We start from the raw sequence: 20,503 nt of genomic DNA, 5'->3' as shown, positions 1-20,503 counted from the left end.
ATGGTGTTCGATGGGGTTGAGGGAGGGGGTTGCGCCCCCGACCCACTGCCTCTTCATGTGAGTACGGGGCTTGTGGAGGTGCGTCAGGATGCGCGCGAAGCATCTCGGGGTCGTCGCCGCATTGACGGCTGCGGCGATCGGAGTTCTGCCGTCTGCAACCGTCGCCGGTCCGTCGCCGACGGGCGAGTTCACGTCGCTGACGCCTGCTCGGATTCTGGATACGCGAACGGGGAACGGGCAGGACGGTGCGATCGAGCCGGTGGGTGAGCACCAGACGATCTCGGTGCAGGTCACCGGTCGTGGCGGTGTCGCGTCGGCCGGGGTGTCAGCGGTGGTGATGAACGTCACGGTCACCCAACCGACACAGGCGAGCTACCTGACGGTGTGGCCCAAGGGCGTGCCTCGCCCGTTGGTGTCGAATCTGAACTTCGTGCCCGGGCAGACGGTCCCGAACCTGGTCACCGTCGCTGTCGGTTCGGGCGGCCAGGTGAATGCGTACAACCGGTACGGGTCGACCCATGTGATCTTCGACGTGGTCGGTTTCTACTCCGGCGACGCAGGCCCGGCGGGTAGCCGGTTCCACTCGATCGACTACCCGTATCGGTACTTCGACACCCGCAGCGGGCGCGGCGGCGTCGGCACCGCACCGTTGGGTCCGGATGACACGCTCGAGTTCAACGTGCTCGGCAAGGGCGGCGTGCCCACCACGGGTGTGACCGGGGTGGTGATGAACGTCACGGTCACCCAGCCGACCGCGCCGAGCTATCTCACGGTGTATCCCAACGACGTCGGGTCGCCGCCGCTGGCGTCGAATCTCAACTATGTGGCCGGGCTCACCGTCCCGAACCTGGTCACGGTCCGGGTGCCGGCATCGGGGATCGTGAACTTCTACAACCGCTACGGCACGGTGCACGTCCTCGCCGACGTCGTCGGCTACTACGACGACGACCGCAGTACCGAAGCCGGCCGGTTCATCGGACTCAATCCCGGCCGCGTGTTCGACACCCGAGAGGGCGTCATCGGCGGCCCGTTGTGTGAGGACTGCTGGTTGTGGCAATCCATGTCGGGATACATGGGCGTACCCGAGTTCGGCGTGAGCGCCCTGGTCCTGAACCTGACCGCGACCCAGCCGACCGCGGTGGGTTTCGTGACGGTGTTCCCTGACGACCTGTGCGAGATCCCGCTGGCATCGAACCTCAACTTCGTTCCGGGCCAGACCGTCCCGAACCACGTCATCGTCCGACTCGCCGAGCCGGTCGATTGCGCTCACCTCGACTACCCGATGGCGTTCAGGGCATACAACCGGTACGGCACGGTCCACCTCATCGCGGACGTGTTCGGCTACTTCACCGACGACACCGCCTACGACGACTGGGTCACCCTCACCGACGACACCGGCGCCATCACCGTGGACGTTCCGGCCGATTGGGACGAAACGTGGACCGAACCGATCGGTGAACCGCCCGAACCGTCACTTGCCGCCGCCACCAACCTCGACGTGGTACTCGACGATTGGGGAGCGGCCGGCGTGCTCATCCGCGCGCTTCGGGAAGCTGCCAAGCAGTACGCCAGCCCAGCTGACTACATGGCCACCTGGGGCGTCTGGGACGACTGCGCGCCCGTCGAAACGGGCAGCTACGACGACGGCCACTACACCGGTGTCTACCGCACGCAGGACCACTGCGGCGCAGGCAACGCCGGATGGGTCGCCTACGTGCTCCAAGCACCCGGCGAGGACTACTTCGTCCAGGTCGTGTTCAACACCATCGCGCCCATCGACCAAGCCGCCATGGAGCGAGTCCTCGCGTCGCTCGACGTCACCTGGCCGTGACGCCGGCGCGACACGGTCCAGGCGATCGGCACCCCGATGCTCGGCTGAGGGAGCAGCGGGGCGCCGGTTCGAATACAGCCATCCCGACTGGAGGTAGGGATATCCCTCGCCCACGACCGGGTTGACCCCACACAGATGACGGGGCTCCACAGTGGCCGACCGCCATCGTCGTTCCGGATACTGGCGTTATGGGAATGCGGGAATCAAACAGGTCCGCTCGCGACGCAGCCGCGTGGGCGGTCACGGCAGCTGTCGTCGTCGGAGCGGGCGTCGTCGCGGGTTCGACGCCGGCGGCGGCGGACATCGATCGCGAGGCGCAGCGCTGCTTCGAGGTCAAGGGCGACTCGGGTGATGCGGCGATCGTGAACCTGACACCACTGCTCGCTTCGGCGGCGGGCAACGGGCAGCTGGTCTCCTCCGACGTCAAGGCGAACCCGCCGGTGGCGTCGAACGTCAACTTCGGACCCGGCACCATCGACCCGAACGTCGCCGTGGCTGCCATCGGACGTGACGGGGAGGTCTGCTTCCAGAACTCCGAACACGCCCGCATCGATCTGGTCGCCGACCACCTCGGCACGCTCGCCGAGAGCGCCTACACCCCCGCCACGCCCAGCGGTGCGCCCGACCGGAAGGTCGACACGCGCACTGGTCAGGGCGGCAACCGGGTCCCGCCCTCGGGACAGCTGTGCTTCGCCGTCGACGGCAGCGCCGGCGACGCCGCGATCGTCAACCTGACGCCGCTGGCCGCGTCGGCTGCCGGCAACGGGCAACTGATCTCCTCCGACGTCAAGGCCAACCCCCCGGTGGCGTCGAACACCAACTTCGGACCCGGCACCATCGACCCGAACGTCGCCGTCGCAGCGGTCGGTGGCGACGGGCAAGTGTGCTTCCAGAACTCCGAGCACGCCAGCGTCGACCTGGTCGCCGACCACCTCGGCACGATCGCCGAGAGCGCGTACACCCCCGCCACGCCCACCGGCGCACCCGACCGCAAGGTCGACACCCGCATCGGGCTCGGCGAGGAAGAGGAAGAGGAGCCGCGGGTGGTCCGCCCGCAGTGCGACACGCCGACGACGACCAGCTACAGCACGTCGACGGCGCACACGATGTTCGGCCTCTCGTCACGCGCCTACGAGGTCGAACCGGGCATCGCCGTCCGCGGCCAGCTGCTCGACGACATCGGCTCCGCCACCGTCCACTTCCGGGAGCAGATGGAGTGCTGGGAGCTCCTCGCCGCGCTGCGCGGCGGTCACCCGGGGTTCGCCGCGATCACCGATACCGAGGTGATCGTCGCACGGAACGTCGACACCGACGATCTCGCCGTGGCGTTCCGAGGGACCGAGCTCAACCTCGCCGACATCCTCAACGACGCCAGTGCGATCCGGGTGCCCTGGCCGGTGCACGGCAAGGGCACCGTGTCCAATGCCGTGCACAGCGGCTTCGGTGCCGCCTACGGCGCGGTCAAGGAGCAACTGCTGCGTGTGCTCCGCGACGAACAGCAGGCCGGCGGCGACGGCACCCGCGTCTTCTTCACGGGCCACAGCCTCGGTGGTGCGCTGGCCACGATCGCATCGATCGACCTCGTCGACGAGCTGATGGGCTTCGGCTACGAGAAGACCGAGGTGGTCACCTACACCTTCGGCGCCCCTCGCTCGATGTCGAAGGAGATGGTGAACCATCACCGCTCGCTCGTCCCGGTGTCGTTCGCCGTCGTCAACCCGAACGACCCGGTGCCGCACGTCCCCAGCGCGATCGGCACCTCCAACCCGTACGCCCACCTCCGGAACATGACCGTGCTGCACGGCATCGATGGGACCAGGAAGGTCCGGCGCAACTTCGGCGACGGCAGGGACTACGGCGGCTGCGCCTACCTGATCCCCGACTTCGGCGACCACGGCCGATCGGAGTACGACCGCCGGGTCGGCGCCACTCTCTACTACGGAGCACCGAGCGTGTGGCTCACCTCGTACGACGACCCGATCCCCTTCGGCATCGACAACCTGCGCATGCACTGGAGCACCCCGATCGAGGGGCCGTGCGACCAGGTCGGCCTGTGGAACCGGTCCAGCGCACCCACCACCGACTCGGGCACCATCCGGGACCGCTGGGTGATCATCGACACCAACGACCAGCACAGCACGACCGTCAATGTCGGCGACGCCAACTGGATCGGTTACATCGACATGTTCGGCAAGGTCATCTCGACGAGCCGGTACTGAGCCGGCAGTGCGCCGAGCGACATGTCGCTCGGCATGTCGCTCGGCACCACAGGTGAGCATGGTCCGGGATCTACCCTGCCGAGATGTCCGACAGCAGGGCCGAGACGAGCAGCGGCGCAACGAGCGAAGCGATCGAGGGCGGCGACAACGTCGACCTCCCGTCGATCGCCGAGTCCGAGATCCCCGAGGTTCGACGCGAGGCACGGGAATGGCTCCTGAGGAACAACAGCTCCGACCAGCGAGCGATCACCGTCTTCGCGGTCGGTGTCGCCGTCATGGCCATCGTGCTCCAGGCGTGGTGGGCCGCCGTGCTGGCCGGCTGCATCCTCTTGGTCGTGCCGTTCCGCTGGATGGCGGGCCCGCACTTCGGGCGCGGCGACCTCCGGCGGGGGATCCTGTGGGCCAACCTCGGGTCGTGGTACCTGCTCTTCCCGCTGGTCATCATCATCCCCGACACGCTGCCGATCGCGATGCAGAACGTGATCGGGCCGGCGATCCTGGCAGCCACGTACCTGGAGCGGCGGGTCGTCCGGCGGATGGTGCCCGGCACCATCGCGATCGCCGTCGCCATCTCGCTCATCAGCTTCACGACCGACGGCGTCGGGCTGGACGACGTCGGACCCCGATGGTTGTACCTGACGGTCATCCTCGCCTACGTGGGCGCCAACATGTGGCTCGTGATGGGTGACGTCCAGGAGCTGAACCTCGTGCACCTGCGGAGCCTGCAACGAGCGGTCCGCCAGAACCGCGAGCTCCGAGCCGCCGACCGGGCGCTGCGCGACTCGCGACGTCGCCTGCTGGTGGCAGCCGACGAGGAACGGATCCGGCTCGAGCGCGACCTGCACGACGGCGCCCAGCAACGGTTGGTGTCGCTGTCGCTGCAACTCCGCCTGGCGGCCGAGCTGACCGACGAGGGCACGGCCCCGACCAGTGAGACGCTGATGGCGATGCACCGGGAGGCGACCGAGGCGGTGGACGAGCTGCGCGACCTGGCCCAGGGCGTGTACCCGGCACGGCTGCACGAGATCGGGCTGGCCCGTGCTCTGCACGCGGTGGCACGTCGATCGCCGGTACCGATCGAGATCGAGGACACGACGTCGGAGGAGATCGACGAGAGCACCCAGGTCGCCCTCTACTACGTCTGCGTCGAGGCCATCCAGAACGCGACGAAGCACGGCAGCCCGGACACGACGATCGAAGTACTGCTGGCGTCGAACGGTGACGGCCTCGTGGTGACGGTGGCCGACGACGGGCCGGGGTTCGACCCGGGCGAGCACGAGGACTCTCGCGGGCTGCTCAACATGGCCGACCGCGTCGGTGCGCTCGGAGGCGACCTGTCGATCGACTCGGCACCCGGGTCGGGCACGACCGTCACGGCGCGGCTGCCGCACCTCGCGGCCGCGGCGATCGGCGGAACAGCATGAGGCGGGTCGTGATCGCCGACGACGCCCTGCTGCTCCGGCAGGGCGTGACGTCGGTACTGACCACCCTGGACGGCGTCGAGGTGGTGGCCGAGGCCGACGATCACCCGAGCCTGATGGCTGCCGTCGACGAGCACCGGCCCGACCTCGTGATCACCGACGTCCGCATGCCGCCGACGCACACCAACGAAGGCATCGCGGCGGCGCGCGAGATCAGGTCGCGCTACCCCGACACCGGCGTCATCGTGCTCAGCCAGTACCTCGACGCCGACTACGTCATCGAGCTGCTCGAGGACGGCACCGAGGGACTCGGCTACCTGCTGAAGGAGAACGTCGCCGACCGCCGCCAGCTGGCGAGCGCGATCGATGCCGTGTGCTCGTCGAGCTCGTCGATCGACGCTGCAGCGATCGAGGTGTTCGTCCAGGCACGGTCGCGCCGGCCGTCGCCGTTCGACGACCTGACCGAGCGCGAGCGCGACGTGCTGTCGCTGGTCGCTGAGGGTCTACGCAACAGTGCCGTCGCCGAGCGGCTGCACCTCAGCGAGAAGTCGGTCGAGAAGCACATCAACTCGATCTTCTCCAAGCTGCACCTCAGCGACGAACCCGAGAGCAACCGCCGGGTGCGCTCGGTCCTCCTCTGGCTCGCCGAGCACTAGGAGCCACTGCGTCCGGTTCGACGCCGAGACGCGAACGGCCGAGCGGGCCAGCCCGCTCGATCGCGCGGGAACCGAAGCCCCCTGTCGGGTCGTGCGGCGGGGGGCTTGCCTTCGCGACCGGCTCGGCCTGCTTCTTGGCGGGACGCTTGGGCTCGGCGTCGCCGTTCATCATCACGGGTTCCATCGCCTTCGCCATCGGAGTGCGCGATTGGCTCTCGACATATCGAGAACTATCGATATGATGGAGATGCGAACACCACGAGGAGGTTCCCGTGACCCACAGCTCCGACACCGACGAGACGCGCCTCGTCGAGCGCGTCCGCGACGACTACGGCCGGATCGCCCGCCACGTCCTCGACACGCCCTCCGCGCAGAGCTCGAGCTGCTGCGGCCACGACGATCCGATCACCCGCGACCTGTACACGTCGGAAGAGACCGCAACGATTCCCGACGCGGCCGGCGCAGCGTCGCTGGGTTGCGGCAACCCGACCGCGCTGACCGAGCTCCGCGACGGCGACGTCGTCCTCGACCTCGGCTCGGGTGGAGGGATCGACGTCCTCCTCTCGGCTCGGCGGGTCGCCCCGAGCGGGTTCGCCTATGGACTCGACATGACCGACGAGATGCTCGAGCTCGCTCGCCGCAACCAGGCCGAGGCCGGCGTCGAGAACGCCGAGTTCCTCGACGGCCGGATGGAGGACATCCCGCTCCCCGACGACTCGGTCGACGTCGTCATCTCCAACTGCGTCATCAATCTGTCGGCCGACAAGGCCCAGGTGCTCCGCGAAGCGTTCCGCGTGCTCCGACCGGGCGGGCGCTTCGCGGTGGCCGACGTCGTGGTCCGGGGCGCGATCGACCCCCGCATCCGCTCGAGCGTCGAAGCATGGGTCGGGTGCGTCGCCGGAGCGCTCGACGACGAGGAGTACCGCGCGCTGCTGGCCCAGGCCGGCTTCATCGGCATCGACATCGCGCCCACCCGCGTGTACGACCTGGCGGACGCCGGCGAGTTGCTCGGGTCGGCCGGGTTCGACGTCGACGAGGTCACGGCGATCGACGGTCGCCTGATCTCGGCGTTCGTCCGGGCGACGAAGCCGGCGTGATCGCCGCTCCATGATTCGAGCTCGAGCCTGACCTCGACGTTGCGCTGCATCGAGCCGTCGGCCGGCCCGACGATGGCGAGCAGGTCGATCCGCCGGGCGGCAGGAGGGCCTGCTGTAAGGTGCGGCTCCGGGGGATCGATCCTGGGTGGATCGACGAGACGGCCGCGATGCCCGTCCGATCGAGGAGGATGACCGATGTACCGATGCGTTCGATGCGACCAGACCGTCGGCGACGACGATCGCAAGCGCCACTCGGCGTCCAGCGCTCACCAGGAGAACGGTGGCAGCTCCGAGGTCATCGACGACGACTACCAGCAGTTCCCCGACGTCCTGGGGACATCGAAGACGCGATGACGCTCCGGCCTCGGCGCGCCTCCGTGCCGACCTGAGCGCACGATCGACCTCCGGCGACGTCGACATGGACGAGCGTGAGCAGCTCCGCATCGCGATCGCGGCGCAGGAGCAGTTGCGCGGGACCGTGCCGGACGAGGTCGTCGACGCCACGATCGCGACGCTCGAAGAGCGCCGCACGGCGCTGTCGGGGCCATCACGGGCGAAGCGGCGCAAGCTCATCACCGTCCTGTTCGCCGACGTGTCGGGGTCGACGGCGCTGGGCGAGACACTGGACCCCGAGGAGCTGAGCGACCGCTTCGACGCGCTTTGGAAGCACCTCGACGGCGTCATCGAGCGCTTCGGAGGTCGGATCGACAAGCACATCGGCGACGCGGTCATGGGCCTCTGGGGCGCCGACCAAGCCCGCGAGGACGACCCTGAGCGAGCCATCCGGGCCGCGCTCGAGATGCAGTCCATGCTGAGCGCGCTACGCGACGAGGCGGCCGTCCCCGAGCTCACGATGCGCATTGGCGTCAACACGGGTCCGGTGGTGCTCGGAGCGATCGCGAGCACCGACGAGTTCACCGCGATGGGCGACACCGTGAACGTCGCAGCCCGCCTCGAGCGGGCCGCCCCGGAGGGCGCTGTGCTGGTGGGGCACGACACCTATCGCCACGTCCGGGGCGTCTTCAGCGTGCGAGTGCAGGAGCCGCTCGAGGTGAAGGGCAAGCGAGCGTCGCTGCGGACCTACCTCGTGGAGGGGGTCCGGCCACGCGCGTTCCGGCTACCGAGCCGCGGCATCGAGGGCGTCGAGACGGACATGATCGGTCGACGGCAGGAGCTCGAGCGGCTGCAGCAGGCACTGTCGACGACGATCGAGGCGTCGGCCATGACCTCGCTGGCGATCGTCGGCGACGCCGGCATCGGCAAGTCGCGCCTGCTGTACGAGTTCGAGGACTGGCTCCGGGTGCGACCGGGCGAGGTCAGGCTCTTCACGGGCCGCGCCGATCACGGGCGCCAGGGCGTCCCCTACTCGCTGATCCGCGACCTGCTCTTCGCCAGGTTCGAGATCGCCGAGGACGATCCGGGCGAGATCGCGCTCGCCAAGCTGGCCGTGGGCTTCCGCGAGCTCGCCGGTCAGGGGGCCGCAGCCGATGCGCCGTGGGTCGGTCACCTCATCGGCGTCGACGTCGATGTCGATGCGCTCACCGGCGCCGACGCCGACCTCGCCGGCACCCGTGAGGTCGCCGACCGAGCGGCGCTCGCGATCGGACGGTTGCTCACCCGAGCCGCGGTCGAGATGCCGATCGTCGTCCTGATCGAGGACCTGCACTGGGCCGATCGCGCCTCGCTCGACCTGCTCGCGCGAGTTCGTCGGGAGGTGGCCGCGAGCCCCGTGCTCGTCGTCACCCTGAGCCGGCCCACGGAACCGATCGGCACACCGACCCGGGCCGACCCCGACGGCATCTTCCTCGGACCGCTCTCGCCCACGGAATCCGAAGAGCTCGTCGACGAAGTCCTCAAGAGCATCGGCGCCGTCCCGCCCGAGCCGCGACAGCGGATCGTCGAGGCGACCGGAGGCAACCCGTTCTTCGTGGAGGAGCTGGTGCGGATGATGGTCGACGAGGGCGTGATCGTGATCGACGGCGACGAATGGCAGCTGCACGCCGAGCGCCTCGGCGATCTGTCGATCCCCCCGACGGTCACGGGCGTGATCCAGGCCCGCCTCGACCTCCTCGCCGACTCGGAACTGGCCGCCCTGCAGCGCGCCGCGGTGGTCGGGTCGGTCTTCTGGGACGCAGCCATCCCCAAGGTCGCATCGAGCGCAGGTGTGGCGCCCGCCGATCTCGACGCGGCGCTCGACACCCTGGCGAGCAGAGACCTGATCCAACGGCAGAGCACGTCGGTCTTCACCGGCACCGTCGAATACCACTTCACGCACGCCATCCTGCGCGAGGTGACCTACGAGACCGTGCTCCGCCAGGATCGACCTGACCTGCACCGGGCGGTCGCCGACTGGATGGCGTCGCGCAGCGAGGCGTCGGCGTCGGCGAGCACCATCGCGGGTCACTACGCGTCCGGCGGCGCCGTGTCCGAGTCGGCACAGTGGTTCGCGCGCGCCGCGAACCAGGCGCGCACGCGACACGCGATCGGTGAGGCCATCGACGCATGTCGCTCGGCCCTCGAACCGGAGATCCTCGACGCCGCCACCACCATGCGCGTCCTCGACGACCTCTGCGAGTCGTTGACGATCGCGGCGCAGTACGACGAGGCGCTCGACACCGCCCAGGAGATGGAGCGGGTCGCCGCGTCGTCGGGCGACGAGCGCGACGTCGCGTCGGCACTCCTCCACCAGTCCCACCTGCACATCCGCACCGGCCGTAGCCGCGAAGCCCTCGACGTCGCACGGCGAGCCAACGCTCTCCTTCGTCGCGGCGACGCTGCGGCGGAGGCGCTGGTCGACTCGATGATCGAGCTGGGATGGGGGCTGCTCCGGCTCGGCGACGCGCACGAGGCCGTCGCTCAGGGCATCGAGGCGCTCGGGATCATCGAGGGCGGCACGAGCCCTCGCAGCCTGCGAGGCGTGCGCTCGATGCTGGGGGCGGCCCATCTCACGCTGGGTCACTACGCCGAGGCGGCGGTGCAGTTCACCGAGGCGTTGGCGCTCGACCGCGGACGCGGTGACCGTCGGGGCGAAGCCGCGAACCTGATCAACCTCGGCGAGGTCGCACGCCTCCAGGGCGAGCTCCGGCAGGCGATCGAGATGCTCGGCGACGCGGTCGAGATCGTCCGCGAGATCGGCGATCTGGACCAGGAGGCCCTCGCCCTGAACAACCTCGGCGGGGCGCTCGTCGAGGTCGGCGACACGACCGTCGGCGTCGCCCACCTCGAGGACGCGGTGCGCGCCGCGACACGCACCGGAGGCACCGAACACTCGTCGGAGACACACCGCTTCCTCGCGGAGGCACACCTCGCACTGGGCGACGACACCCGCGCGGAACGGGAGGTGCGGACCGCCCTGCAGCTCGCCCAGCAGGACGAGAACCCCGACCACCTCGGGCACGGCTGGCGGGTGCTGGGGCTGGTCGCCGCGTCCCGCGGTCGACCCATCGCCGTGCCGGGCGACCACGAGAGGCTCGTCGGTGCCGAGGAGTGCCTGGAGCGGAGCGCGTCGGTGTTCGCCGGTGCCGCGATGGAGCGCGACCGTGCACTCGCCCTGGCGGACCGCGCGGCAGTCGCCGCCGCCGCAGGCGATCAGGCGGCGTCGACGGCGCTGCGTGACGAGGCCCGCACGATCCTCGCCGACCTCGACCTCACCCACCTCCTCGACCTCGTGGACCAGCGCGCCGACCGCTGAGGCGCTCAGCTCACGATCGTCCGTCGACCCGAGCTCGTCGGCGGCCGGGTCAGAGCTCGTCGTTGCGCTGCATCCAGCCGAACGCCACCCAGCCGGGCAGGACCGGAAGCCAGAAGGTGGACAGTCGGAACGTGAGCGTCGCGGACACCGCAACGCCGGCCGGCAGGCCGAACGCCGTGAGACCCGCGATCATCGCCGATTCGAGGGCGCCCAGCCCGCCGGGTGTCGGCGCGAATGTCGCGATTGCGATCGCCCCCAGATAAGCCGCTCCGATCTCGGCCACACCGAGCCCACCACCGAACGCCTCGACCGAGAACACGGTGACGGCGAGGTAGCTGAGCGTGATCCCCGCCGACCCGCCGAACAGCTCTGCCACGCGGGTCGGGTTGGTGAACACCCGCCCGATCGCCGCGGTCCCGTCGCGAACGCCCGACCAGAACGGCACGAACACCTTGCGCCGGACCGGACGAACCGAGAGCAGCACGCCGACGACGGCGAGCGCGACCGCCACGACCAGCAGCAGCGTCCCGCTGTCGGGCAACGAGAACCCACCGATGTTCGAGCTGCCTGCCCAGACGAAGAAGCCGACCATCAGTGCGAGGTGCACCACCAGCCCGGCGATCGCGTTGACGGCGACCGACGCGCCTGCCTCGGCACGCGGCACGCCGAGACGCTCGAGGAAGCGCTCGGTGAGCGCGTACCGGCCCAGGTTGGCAGGCCCCACGAGACCGGCGAACGACGCCGCCACCTGCGCCCGCAGCGTCGGACCGTATGGCAACGCATCCGCGACCGCCCCCTGCAGCGAGACGGTGGCGAACACGTAGGTCAGCGCGGAAGCGCCGACGGCGGCGACCATCCACCACGGCTCGGCATCGCCGAACGCGTCGATGGTCTCGTCGAGGTTCACCAACTGCGGCAGCAGCGAGTAGAACGCGAGTGCCGACACCGCGATGATCAGCAACGTGCGCGGCTTGAACCGCTCGAGCTCTTCGAGTTCGAGCTCGGGCTCACCCGTGGCCGCGGTCACGGCTGCCCGGACGTCCTCGAGCAGGTCGGCGACACCCGCGGCCCGTGCCCGCGTCGCGGGAGGCAGTGCGAGCGGCTGCAGCATCCGCAGCGACGGTGCGACTGCGGCCGGACCCAACACGGACACCGCCTCGGCGACGGCGCGCGGCGCACCGACCACGGCGGCCGTCTCGGTCAGGAGCTGGGCAATGTCACGGGCCCGCTCACGCTCGGTCGCCGCCGTCTCGCTGTGATCGAAGTCGCGCATCCAGACGTGACCGTCGTCGTCCACGCCGATCGATTCGACCGCGAGATGGCGGTGGGCGAGGCCGGCCCGATGCAGCCTGCCAACCTGGTCCCACACGTCGAGCAGGAGGCCGGGCTCACCCAGGTCCTCGGGTGTCGCCGGCCGGGCGGGCAGCTTCGAGGCGACGAAGAAGGCAGATCCACGTTCGGTCGTCCCGATCCTGATGACCTCGGCGGCCCGGACGCCCGCCCCGCGGGCGAGGCCGAGCACGAGCGCCTCGTGTTCGATCCGCCGCTGGAGCGTCGCGTAGGGCGAGCGCACCTCCGAGCCGCGGTAGCGCAGGCCGCGATAGAAGCGGTTCAGCAGGTCGGCGTCGTACTCGTCGGGGGTCCGCAGGCGGACGACGAGCTCGGTGCCGTCGCGCTCGACCACCTGGTACCGCAACGCGTCCTCACGAGGTTCGGAGCGGTCGATGCGCGCCGGGTCGACACCGGCCGATCGCAGCGCGGACAGCAGCTCACCCGGCCCGGGCTCGTTGGTCGGGGACCCGAACAGCACCAGGATGAGCGAACCGACGACCGTGCCGACACCGATCGCCATCAGCACGTCGAGTGCCGGCAGCGCGACCGCGACGAGCCGCAACAGCACGAGCAGGCCGATGCTGCTCCACAGCGCGCGCTTCCACCGCCGACTGAGCCACGGCGCGGCCACCGTCACGACGGCGGTGGTCGAGGCGATCACGTCGGACCCCGGCCAGGCGCGCCCGGTGAACGCACGGTCGGTCTCGTCGGCCGACGTCTCCAGGTCGGCGAGCCGTGGTTCGAGCACCAGGTCGTCGACGATCTCGATCGCGCCACTCGCCGCCACGCCGGCCAGCACGAGCAACGCCGAGCGCCGCCAGCGGCGGGTCGCGAGCAGGTACAGCAGCACGGCGAGCGGCACGAGGCTGGTGACGAGGCGGGCCGCTCCGAGGATCAGGTCCTCGAGGTCGTCGGGGAGGCGGGCGACCGCGCTGACGAGATCGCGTTCGATGCCCGAGATGGTCTCGCGGCCCAGCTCGGTCAGCAGCCATCCGGCGAGGACCAGGACGAGACCGACGAGCAGCCGCACCACGTCCCCCGGTGAGAACGGCCGGCGGCGGGGTGGTGGCTCGAAGACGATCACGTCGTCGACGGTCGGACGGGTCGAAGTGCTCATGAGCTGCCGAGAGCCACCGTTTCGGGCCCGGTGAGACAGCATCGCGCAGTCGCACACGCTGCTGTGACGTCGTCGAATCACGGCCGAACGGCCCGAGACCGCCCGGCGGCCCCGATGCCATGATGGAGGGGTGACGGACGTCCTCGGCGCGTTCCTGCTCGGCGTGCTCTCGGCGGCGTCCCTCGGGCTCGGCGTCACCACCGCCCGGATCTGGAAGCCGACCAACTTCGTGCTCGGTCTGCTCACCGCGTTCGGAGCCGGAGCGCTGCTGTCGGCCGTGACGATCGACATCGTCGCTCCGTCGGTCGAGGTCGGCGAGTTCGGCTGGCTCGCGGTGGGCGCCGTCGCAGGCGGGTTGGCGTTCGAGGGCCTCAACCGCACGATCAACGCCCGGGGCGGCTTCCTCCGCAAGGCCTCGACGTCGATCACCTTCCTGCGCGACCGGGAACAGCGTCGCAAGCGAGAGATCCTCGACGATCTCGAACGGATCGACGTCTTCGAGGGCCTCCCGGACCGTGAGCTCGACGCGATCGCCGACGCGTTCCGGACCGAGCGACTCGACGCGGGCGAGACGCTCTACCGGTTCGGCGATCCCTGCGATCATCTCAACGTGCTCGCCGAGGGAGAGATCGCCCTCACCACGCGCGACGGCGTGGTCCAGCTCCACCCGCACCAGGCGTTCGGGCATCTCGCCTTCGTCACCGGCACGCAACATCGGTCCACGGCGATCGCGAAGGCCGAGAGCGAGGTGCTCCGGCTGAGTCACGGTCGGCTGCGGAGCATCCTGGGCGGCTGCCCGACGTTCGCCGAACGGCTGCGAGCCCGGACGGCGAGCGACGAGCTGCTGGAGTACCTCCGTTCGAACCACTCGGAGATCGGTGAGGACGAGATCGAGCGGTGGCGGACCACGATCCAGCGCTACGGGATCGAGCAGCTGCCACCGCTCGTCGAGATCGCCGGCACCGCAGCCCCGGAGCGCGTCGTCGACCGGCTCGCCGACGCCGGGCCCTTCCGTGGCGTCTCCCACGACGTGCTCGTCGAGGTGGCGCAGGTGATGTTCCCCGAAGAGCACGACCCCGGGTACGTGTTCTTCCGGCCGGGCGAGGTGTCGGACCGCATCTACGTGGTGTCGGACGGCGAGATCAGCCTGGTTCATGCGGCGTCCGAGCTCGACGCCACGGCGACGCTCGAGGCGGGTGACGAGTTCGGTTCCTTCTCGGTGCTGACCGGGATGCACCACACGGCGACGGCGATCACACACACCGAGACCGACGTCTGGGTGTTGCGCCACGCCGATCTCGCCCAGCTGGTCGACGAGCAGCCGGAGCTCCGCGATGCCATCGTCGACTTCGTCGAGAGCCCGCGGGTGGCGAGCTACCTCCGGCAGGAGCACGGTCTGGACCCCGACGACGTCACAGCGGTCCGCCGCCGGTCGGTGTCGGCGTTGCGGCGTGGTTCGTTGTGCCCGGTCGCGACCATGGTGACGACCGGGGGCGCGCCGATCGCGATCTGGCTGGGTCTGCTGCTCGACGCGATCCCCGAGTCGCTGGTGATCGGCGCGACCGCCGGTTCGATCCGCGTCTCGTTCGTGGTCGGCATCTTCCTGTCCAACTACCCCGAGGCGCTCGCCAGCTCGGTCGGCATGCGCGAGCACGGGCTGGTGTGGCGGAACATCGGATGGCTGTGGGCGACGGTCATCCTCATCACGGGCTTGGGCGCCGCACTGGGCAGCGTGGTGTTCCAGAAGGCCCCCGACGAGCTGTTCGCGGTGGTCGAAGGCGTCGCCGCGGGCGCGATGCTGACCGTGATCACCCAGACGATGATGCCCGAGGCGCTCGACCGATCCGGTGGCTTCGTCGGCCTCGCCGCCCTCGGCGGCTTCCTGTTCACGACCCTCGTCGGCGCCTGAGCTTCAGGGACGCTTCAGGTCGGGCTCAGGCTCGTCTCACTCCCCTCCCTCACGCTGGTTCTCACCAGCCCCCTGACCTGAGGAGACAGCGTGAAGCAGCAACGATTGGTCGTGGTACTCGCCGCGACGTCATTGATCGCCGCAGCGTGCGGCGGCGACGACGACTCGGCGGGCGAGAGTGCCGCCGGCATCGTCGTCGACGGCGCCGGCGACGCGGCCATCGTCGTCGACGAGAGTCCCGGCGATGTGGCGACCGGCGACGGTACCGATGGGGGTGCCGACGATGCCGGTGCCGGCGAGCTGGTCATCGCCGGTTCGGGCGGCGACGCGGCGGCGAGCGACGGCGCAGCATCGACCGGCGACATGACCGAGGAGGAACAGGCGCTGGCCTTCGCCCAGTGCATGCGCGACGAGGGCATCGAGGAGTGGCCCGACCCGACGACCAGCGCGGACGGCAGCATCGACCTGCTCGGCGGTGCCGGTCCCGGCGGCGGTGGCGGCGGCCTGGGCGGCGGCCAGGACGGCGGCCCGACCGGGGAGCTGCAGGCCGCGTTCGAGGTCTGCGGCGAGATCATCGAGGGTGCCAGCTTCCTGCCCGGCGGCGGTGCCGGCGGCGGCTTCGACGATCCCGAGTTCCAGGACCAGTTCCTCGAGTTCGCCCAGTGCCTGCGCGACAACGGCCTCGACGTCGACGACCCCGACTTCGGCAACTTCCAGCCCGGCCAGGGCGGCGGTGGCGGCGGCGGTCTGTTCGGCGAGAACTTCGACCCCCAGGACCCCGACAGCCAGGCAGCCATCGAAGCGTGCCAGGGCCTGTTCGGCGGCGGCTTCGGCCCCGGCGGCGGGCAGGGCGGCAACCGCGGCGGGGAGGGCAACTGACATGCCCGTCGTCACCAACCCCCAGAACGAGCCGGCGACGATCGAACAGCCGCCGGGCTCGAACACCGACTCGGCCGAGACCGCGGCACCGGCACCGGCCTCGGCCACTCCCCCGGCCGCCACGACGCCCGCCCCGGTCGCGACACGTCGACCCCGGCGTCGATGGGTGCCCGTCGTCGTGCTCCTCGGCATGGTCGCCGCGGCGGCCGTCGCCGGTGCACTACTGCTCGGCGACGGCGACGACGCGGCCGAGACGACCACCACACAGGCGACCCGTTCGGTCGTCAGCGCCGAGCAGCGCGACCTCATCGAGTTCACCGACCTCGACGGCCGGATGGTCTACGCCGACAGCATCGCCGTCACGGGCGCGAGCGACGGCGTGATCACCGATCTCGTCGCCGAGGGAGCGACCGTCGCACGCGGCGACACCCTGTACGAGGTCGACTCGACGCCGATCACCGTGTTCTACGGCGACGTGGCGCTCTATCGCGAGCTGTCGCTGGGCGCGATCGGCGACGACGTCGAGCTGCTCGAGCAGAACCTCGCCAGCCTCGGCTACCACACCGAGGAGGACGACGACGGCGAGCTCGTCGACACCGGCTTCGTCGTCGACGACATCTTCGACGAGGCGACGGAGGACGCCGTGCTGCGATGGCAGGAGGACACCGGTCGAGCGACGACCGGCTCGATGTCGCCGAGCGACGTCGTCGTGCTCGACGGGCCGGCGATCGTCACGAACGTGACGGCCGAGTCGGGCGACCGCGCCTCGACCGGCACCCCCGTCCTCGAGCTCACCGGCGCCGGCAGCGTCAGCACCGGGTACGTCGAGCACACGGGCGAGCTCGAGCTGATCGCCGCGCCCGGCGCCGAGATCAGCTCGGGCACGGTGCTCTACACCGTCGGCGAGATCCCGATCACGGCGGTCGTGACCGACGCCGAGCTCGACCGCGACCTCGAAGAGGGCGTCGACGACGGCGACGACATCCAGGCGATCGAAGAGATGCTCCTCGCGCTCGGGTTCGATGCCGACGGCGAGCTCGACGTCGACGACGAGTGGGACGAGGCGACGACCGAAGCCGTCGAGGACTGGGAGGACGAGCTCTCCGACGTGTACGGCACGGTCGCCGTCGACGGGGTGCTCGAGCGATCGCAGTACGTCGTGCTCGAGCCCGGCACGGTCGTCGGGACGTCGAGCATCACCGACGACGACGTGCTCCCGATGGGCACCGAGCTGTGGTCGCTCGAGGCGTCGACCAGCAACCGCATCGTCGAGACCGAGATCGCAGTGTCCGAGCAGGACCAGCTCACCGAGGGCACGACCGTCGACATCGAGTTCCCGAGCGGCGAGATCGTCCAGGGGACGGTCATCGACGTGGCCAACTCCTCGACGGTCGATCCGACCGACGCCGACGCCGAGGCGGCCCTCGCGGTCGAGATCCTGCTGACGTCGATCCCCGAGTCCGCAGCGGCACTCAACGAGCTCGACGTCGAGGTCAAGCTCGTCGACGAGATCGCCGCCGGGGTGACCGTCGTGCCGGTCAGCGCCCTGGTCGCCACCGGCGACGGCAGCTTCGTGATCGAGGCGCTCACCAGCGACGGCGGCACGACGTTCGTGCCGGTCGACCCGGGCATGTTCAACGACGGGTTCGTCGAGGTCAGCGGCATCCAGCCCGGCACCCAGGTGGTGGTGCCGTCATGACCACCCCGACGACCACCACCACGACCACGCCGGCAACCACCACCACGACAGCCGAGATGACCTCGCACCTCCCTGCGGTGGGCGCTCGCCCGACCGTCACCCCCGGCACGACGCCGGGTGTGGCGGCGGGCGGGCGACCCGCAGCGCTGGAGCTGCGCAACGTCGTCAAGGAGTACCCGGGACACCCCCCGGTCCGGGCCCTCGACGACGTGTCGGTGCGGATCGACCACGGCGAGCTCGTCGCCGTGGTCGGTCCGTCCGGGAGCGGCAAGTCGACGCTGTTGAACGTGATGGGCACGCTCGACCGCCCGACGAACGGCGTCGTCAGCATCGACGGCGCCGACACGTCGACGCTGAGCGACCGCAGGGTCGCCGGTGTGCGCGCCCGCCGGATCGGGTTCGTGTTCCAGCAGTTCTTCCTGCTCCCCGGCATGACGGCCCTCGACAACGTCGCGAACGGCCTGCTCTACCAGGGTGTTCCGCCCCGGGACCGGCGCGAGCGTTCGGTCGTCGCGCTGCAGCGGGTCGGTCTCGGGCACCGCCTGCGGCACGACTCGAACCACCTCTCGGGCGGCGAGCGGCAGCGGGTGGCGATCGCCCGGGCGCTCGTCCACGAGCCGGCGTTCGTGCTGGCCGACGAGCCGACCGGCAACCTCGACTCGAAGTCGACGGCGGCCGTGATGGACCTGATCGGTGGCCTGCACGACGAGGGCACCACGATCGTCGTGATCACCCACGACACGGCGATCGCGGCGTCGCTCCCCCGCCAGGTCGCCGTGTTCGACGGCCGCATCGAGTCCGATTCCGCACTCGAGGGAGCCACGTCATGACGGCCGCCGCACACGCACCGAACAACGGCGTCGACGGCAGCCGGCTGCGTGCGGGCGACATCTTCCGTGTTGGTGCTGCCGGGCCCCGCGCTCGCAAGATGCGGACAGCGCTCTCGGCGCTCGGCGTCTCGATCGGCATCGCAGCGATGGTCGGGGTGCTCGGCCTGAGCGAGTCGTCGAAGTCGGCGCTGCTCGACGAGATCTCGGCGCTCGGCACGAACCTCCTGACCGTCGAGGCGGGGGCCGGTTTCGGCGGTGGGAACAGCGAGCTCCCGGAGAGCGCGGTGGCGAGCATCGAACGGCTCGACACCGTCGAATCGGCAGCCGCCGTGTACACCGTCGACGCCAGCATCCTGAAGAACGAGTTCGTCGACCCCGGCCAGACCGGCGGCCTGAGCGTGGTCGCCGCCGACACCGAGCTGCTCGACACGCTGAACGGAGCCGTCGTCGACGGCCAGTGGCTCGACGAGGCGACCAGCCAGTACCCGGCGGTCGCGCTCGGATCGGTGTCCGCCGAGCGGCTCGGCATCACCAGCCTCGATCAACCGACGTACGTCTACGTCGGCGAGCAGTACGTCCAGGTGGTCGGCATCCTCGACGAGTTCCCGCTCTCGGCGGACCTCGACCGTGCCGTGATCATGGGTCGAGATGCGGCCCAGGCGTTCTACGACGCCGGTGAGGCACCCACGACGATCTACACGCGGGTCGTCGACGGCGAGGTCGACGCGACCCGCGACATCATTCCGGCGACCGCAGATGCCGAGAGCCCGGAGGAGGTCACCGTGAGCCGGCCGACCGACGCACTCGAAGCCGAAGCTGCGGCCGACGACGCACTCACGACGCTGTTCCTCGGCCTCGGCGCCGTCGCCCTGCTGGTCGGCGGCATCGGCATCGCCAACGTCATGGTGATCGCCGTCATCGAGCGGCGCGGCGAGATCGGCCTCCGGCGAGCGCTCGGCGCGACCCGCGCCCACATCCGGCGCCAGTTCCTCACCGAGGCGGTGCTGCTGTCAGCGCTCGGCGGCATCGCCGGCGTCGGGTTCGGCATCGTCGCCACGTACGTCTACTCGGCGACCCAGGACTGGCGGGTCATCATCCCGACCGAGGCCGCCGCCGGTGGTTTCGTCGCCGCGCTCCTGATCGGCGCGATCGCCGGCCTGTACCCGGCCACCAGAGCCGCACGGCTCGCACCCACGGAGGCATTGCGCGCATGACCAGCACCGACGACATCCGGACCGCGGACGTCCCCCACGACCTCGACACGACCCTGGCCGACGACGGCCCGGCGGCAGAGATGGACGACACGACGACGAGGGATCTGGCGACGGCGTTCGCCGACGCTCTCGTCACCGACCCCGCCTCGGTGGCGCGGCGATTGGCCGAGCACGTGGTCTATCTCGCCCCGGGCCGCGCCGCCTCGGCGGGCTTGCACCGCGGGCGCCATGCCGTGCTCGCTGCGCTGACACCGCCGGCCGAGGCGGGCGTCGTCGTGGAGAACGCCGAGGTGACCGACGTCCTCGTCGATGGGCAGCGAGCGTTCGTCGTGATCGCCATGCGCGGGTCGTCACGCCGGGGTCCGTTCGACTTCGAGGTCGGCTTCCACCTCGCTGTCGACGGTGGGTCGATCACCGGCATCACCGAGTACAGCGGCGACCAGTACACGAGCGACGCGCTGCTCGGCACGTCCCTGGAGCCGAACGAGCCGCCGCCGGACCTGCACCCGTCGGCGGCGACGACCGCTCCATCGCCGGGGCCGGGCCGATGGCGGGCCCGGCTCCGGCAAGCTCTGCGCCGGTCGTGAACACCTCGGGCGGCCGCCGGG

At 70.4% G+C, this 20,503-nt stretch carries 14 protein-coding genes; 13 read left to right on the top strand and 1 reads right to left on the bottom strand.

Features of this window, described 5'->3' with window-relative positions; translation table 11 throughout:
* Positions 1 to 88 precede the first annotated feature (88 nt).
* The 7 genes from QNJ12_RS08205 to QNJ12_RS08175 all read left to right on the top strand — a co-directional run bounded on the left by QNJ12_RS08205 (position 89) and on the right by QNJ12_RS08175 (position 10,915).
* A complete protein-coding gene (locus QNJ12_RS08205; RefSeq protein ID WP_300621409.1) occupies positions 89 to 1,831 on the top strand; it encodes a hypothetical protein in 1,743 nt (580 codons plus the stop codon).
* A gap of 188 nt (positions 1,832 to 2,019) precedes the next feature.
* The gene (locus QNJ12_RS08200) at positions 2,020 to 4,050 is read left to right on the top strand and encodes a lipase family protein (protein ID WP_300621405.1); all 2,031 of its coding nucleotides are present in this window, start codon (positions 2,020 to 2,022) and stop codon (positions 4,048 to 4,050) included.
* 83 nt (positions 4,051 to 4,133) lie between these two features.
* The gene (locus QNJ12_RS08195; protein ID WP_300621403.1) at positions 4,134 to 5,474 is read left to right on the top strand and encodes a sensor histidine kinase; all 1,341 of its coding nucleotides are present in this window, start codon (positions 4,134 to 4,136) and stop codon (positions 5,472 to 5,474) included.
* On the top strand, positions 5,471 to 6,127 hold the full coding sequence (locus QNJ12_RS08190) for a response regulator transcription factor (RefSeq protein WP_300621400.1): 657 nt from the start codon (positions 5,471 to 5,473) through the stop codon (positions 6,125 to 6,127). The genes QNJ12_RS08195 and QNJ12_RS08190 overlap by 4 nt, the downstream gene beginning before the upstream one ends.
* Before the next feature lie 272 nt (positions 6,128 to 6,399).
* Entirely contained in the window at positions 6,400 to 7,224 is an 825-nt protein-coding gene (arsM, locus tag QNJ12_RS08185) for an arsenite methyltransferase (RefSeq protein ID WP_300621397.1), read from the top strand.
* Between the two features lie 195 nt (positions 7,225 to 7,419).
* The gene (locus QNJ12_RS08180; RefSeq protein ID WP_300621394.1) at positions 7,420 to 7,578 is read left to right on the top strand and encodes a hypothetical protein; all 159 of its coding nucleotides are present in this window, start codon (positions 7,420 to 7,422) and stop codon (positions 7,576 to 7,578) included.
* A 64-nt stretch (positions 7,579 to 7,642) separates the two neighbouring features.
* Entirely contained in the window at positions 7,643 to 10,915 is a 3,273-nt protein-coding gene (locus QNJ12_RS08175) for an adenylate/guanylate cyclase domain-containing protein (protein WP_300621391.1), read from the top strand.
* Between the two features lie 49 nt (positions 10,916 to 10,964).
* On the opposite strand, the gene QNJ12_RS08170 is transcribed toward QNJ12_RS08175, so the two are convergent.
* Entirely contained in the window at positions 10,965 to 13,364 is a 2,400-nt protein-coding gene (locus QNJ12_RS08170) for a lysylphosphatidylglycerol synthase transmembrane domain-containing protein (protein WP_300621388.1), read from the bottom strand.
* Between the two features lie 130 nt (positions 13,365 to 13,494).
* Between QNJ12_RS08170 and QNJ12_RS08165 the strand changes: the two genes are divergently transcribed.
* The 6 genes from QNJ12_RS08165 to QNJ12_RS08140 all read left to right on the top strand — a co-directional run bounded on the left by QNJ12_RS08165 (position 13,495) and on the right by QNJ12_RS08140 (position 20,482).
* Positions 13,495 to 15,273: a cyclic nucleotide-binding domain-containing protein gene (locus tag QNJ12_RS08165; protein WP_300621386.1), complete on the top strand. Its 1,779-nt coding sequence runs from the start codon at positions 13,495 to 13,497 to the stop codon at positions 15,271 to 15,273.
* 90 nt (positions 15,274 to 15,363) lie between these two features.
* Complete coding sequence (locus QNJ12_RS08160; protein ID WP_300621384.1) at positions 15,364 to 16,152, top strand: hypothetical protein; 789 nt, start codon at positions 15,364 to 15,366, stop codon at positions 16,150 to 16,152.
* Position 16,153: 1 nt separating this feature from the next.
* Positions 16,154 to 17,851 carry a peptidoglycan-binding protein gene (locus tag QNJ12_RS08155; RefSeq protein WP_300621382.1) on the top strand — a complete coding sequence of 566 codons (1,698 nt, stop codon included), beginning with the start codon at positions 16,154 to 16,156 and terminating at the stop codon, positions 17,849 to 17,851.
* Positions 17,848 to 18,681, top strand: coding sequence for an ABC transporter ATP-binding protein (locus QNJ12_RS08150; protein ID WP_300621380.1), 834 nt, complete (start codon positions 17,848 to 17,850; stop codon positions 18,679 to 18,681). The genes QNJ12_RS08155 and QNJ12_RS08150 overlap by 4 nt, the downstream gene beginning before the upstream one ends.
* A complete protein-coding gene (locus QNJ12_RS08145) occupies positions 18,678 to 19,895 on the top strand; it encodes an ABC transporter permease (protein WP_300621377.1) in 1,218 nt (405 codons plus the stop codon). Before QNJ12_RS08150 ends, QNJ12_RS08145 begins: the two co-directional genes overlap by 4 nt.
* The gene (locus QNJ12_RS08140) at positions 19,892 to 20,482 is read left to right on the top strand and encodes a nuclear transport factor 2 family protein (RefSeq protein ID WP_300621374.1); all 591 of its coding nucleotides are present in this window, start codon (positions 19,892 to 19,894) and stop codon (positions 20,480 to 20,482) included. The genes QNJ12_RS08145 and QNJ12_RS08140 overlap by 4 nt, the downstream gene beginning before the upstream one ends.
* Positions 20,483 to 20,503: the final 21 nt, after the last annotated feature.

The sequence above is a fragment of the Ilumatobacter sp. genome (assembly GCF_030065885.1).
Lineage (GTDB): Bacteria > Actinomycetota > Acidimicrobiia > Acidimicrobiales > Ilumatobacteraceae > Ilumatobacter.
Note: the sequence above shows the minus strand (reverse complement) of the source record. Positions and strands in the feature narration are given on the sequence as shown.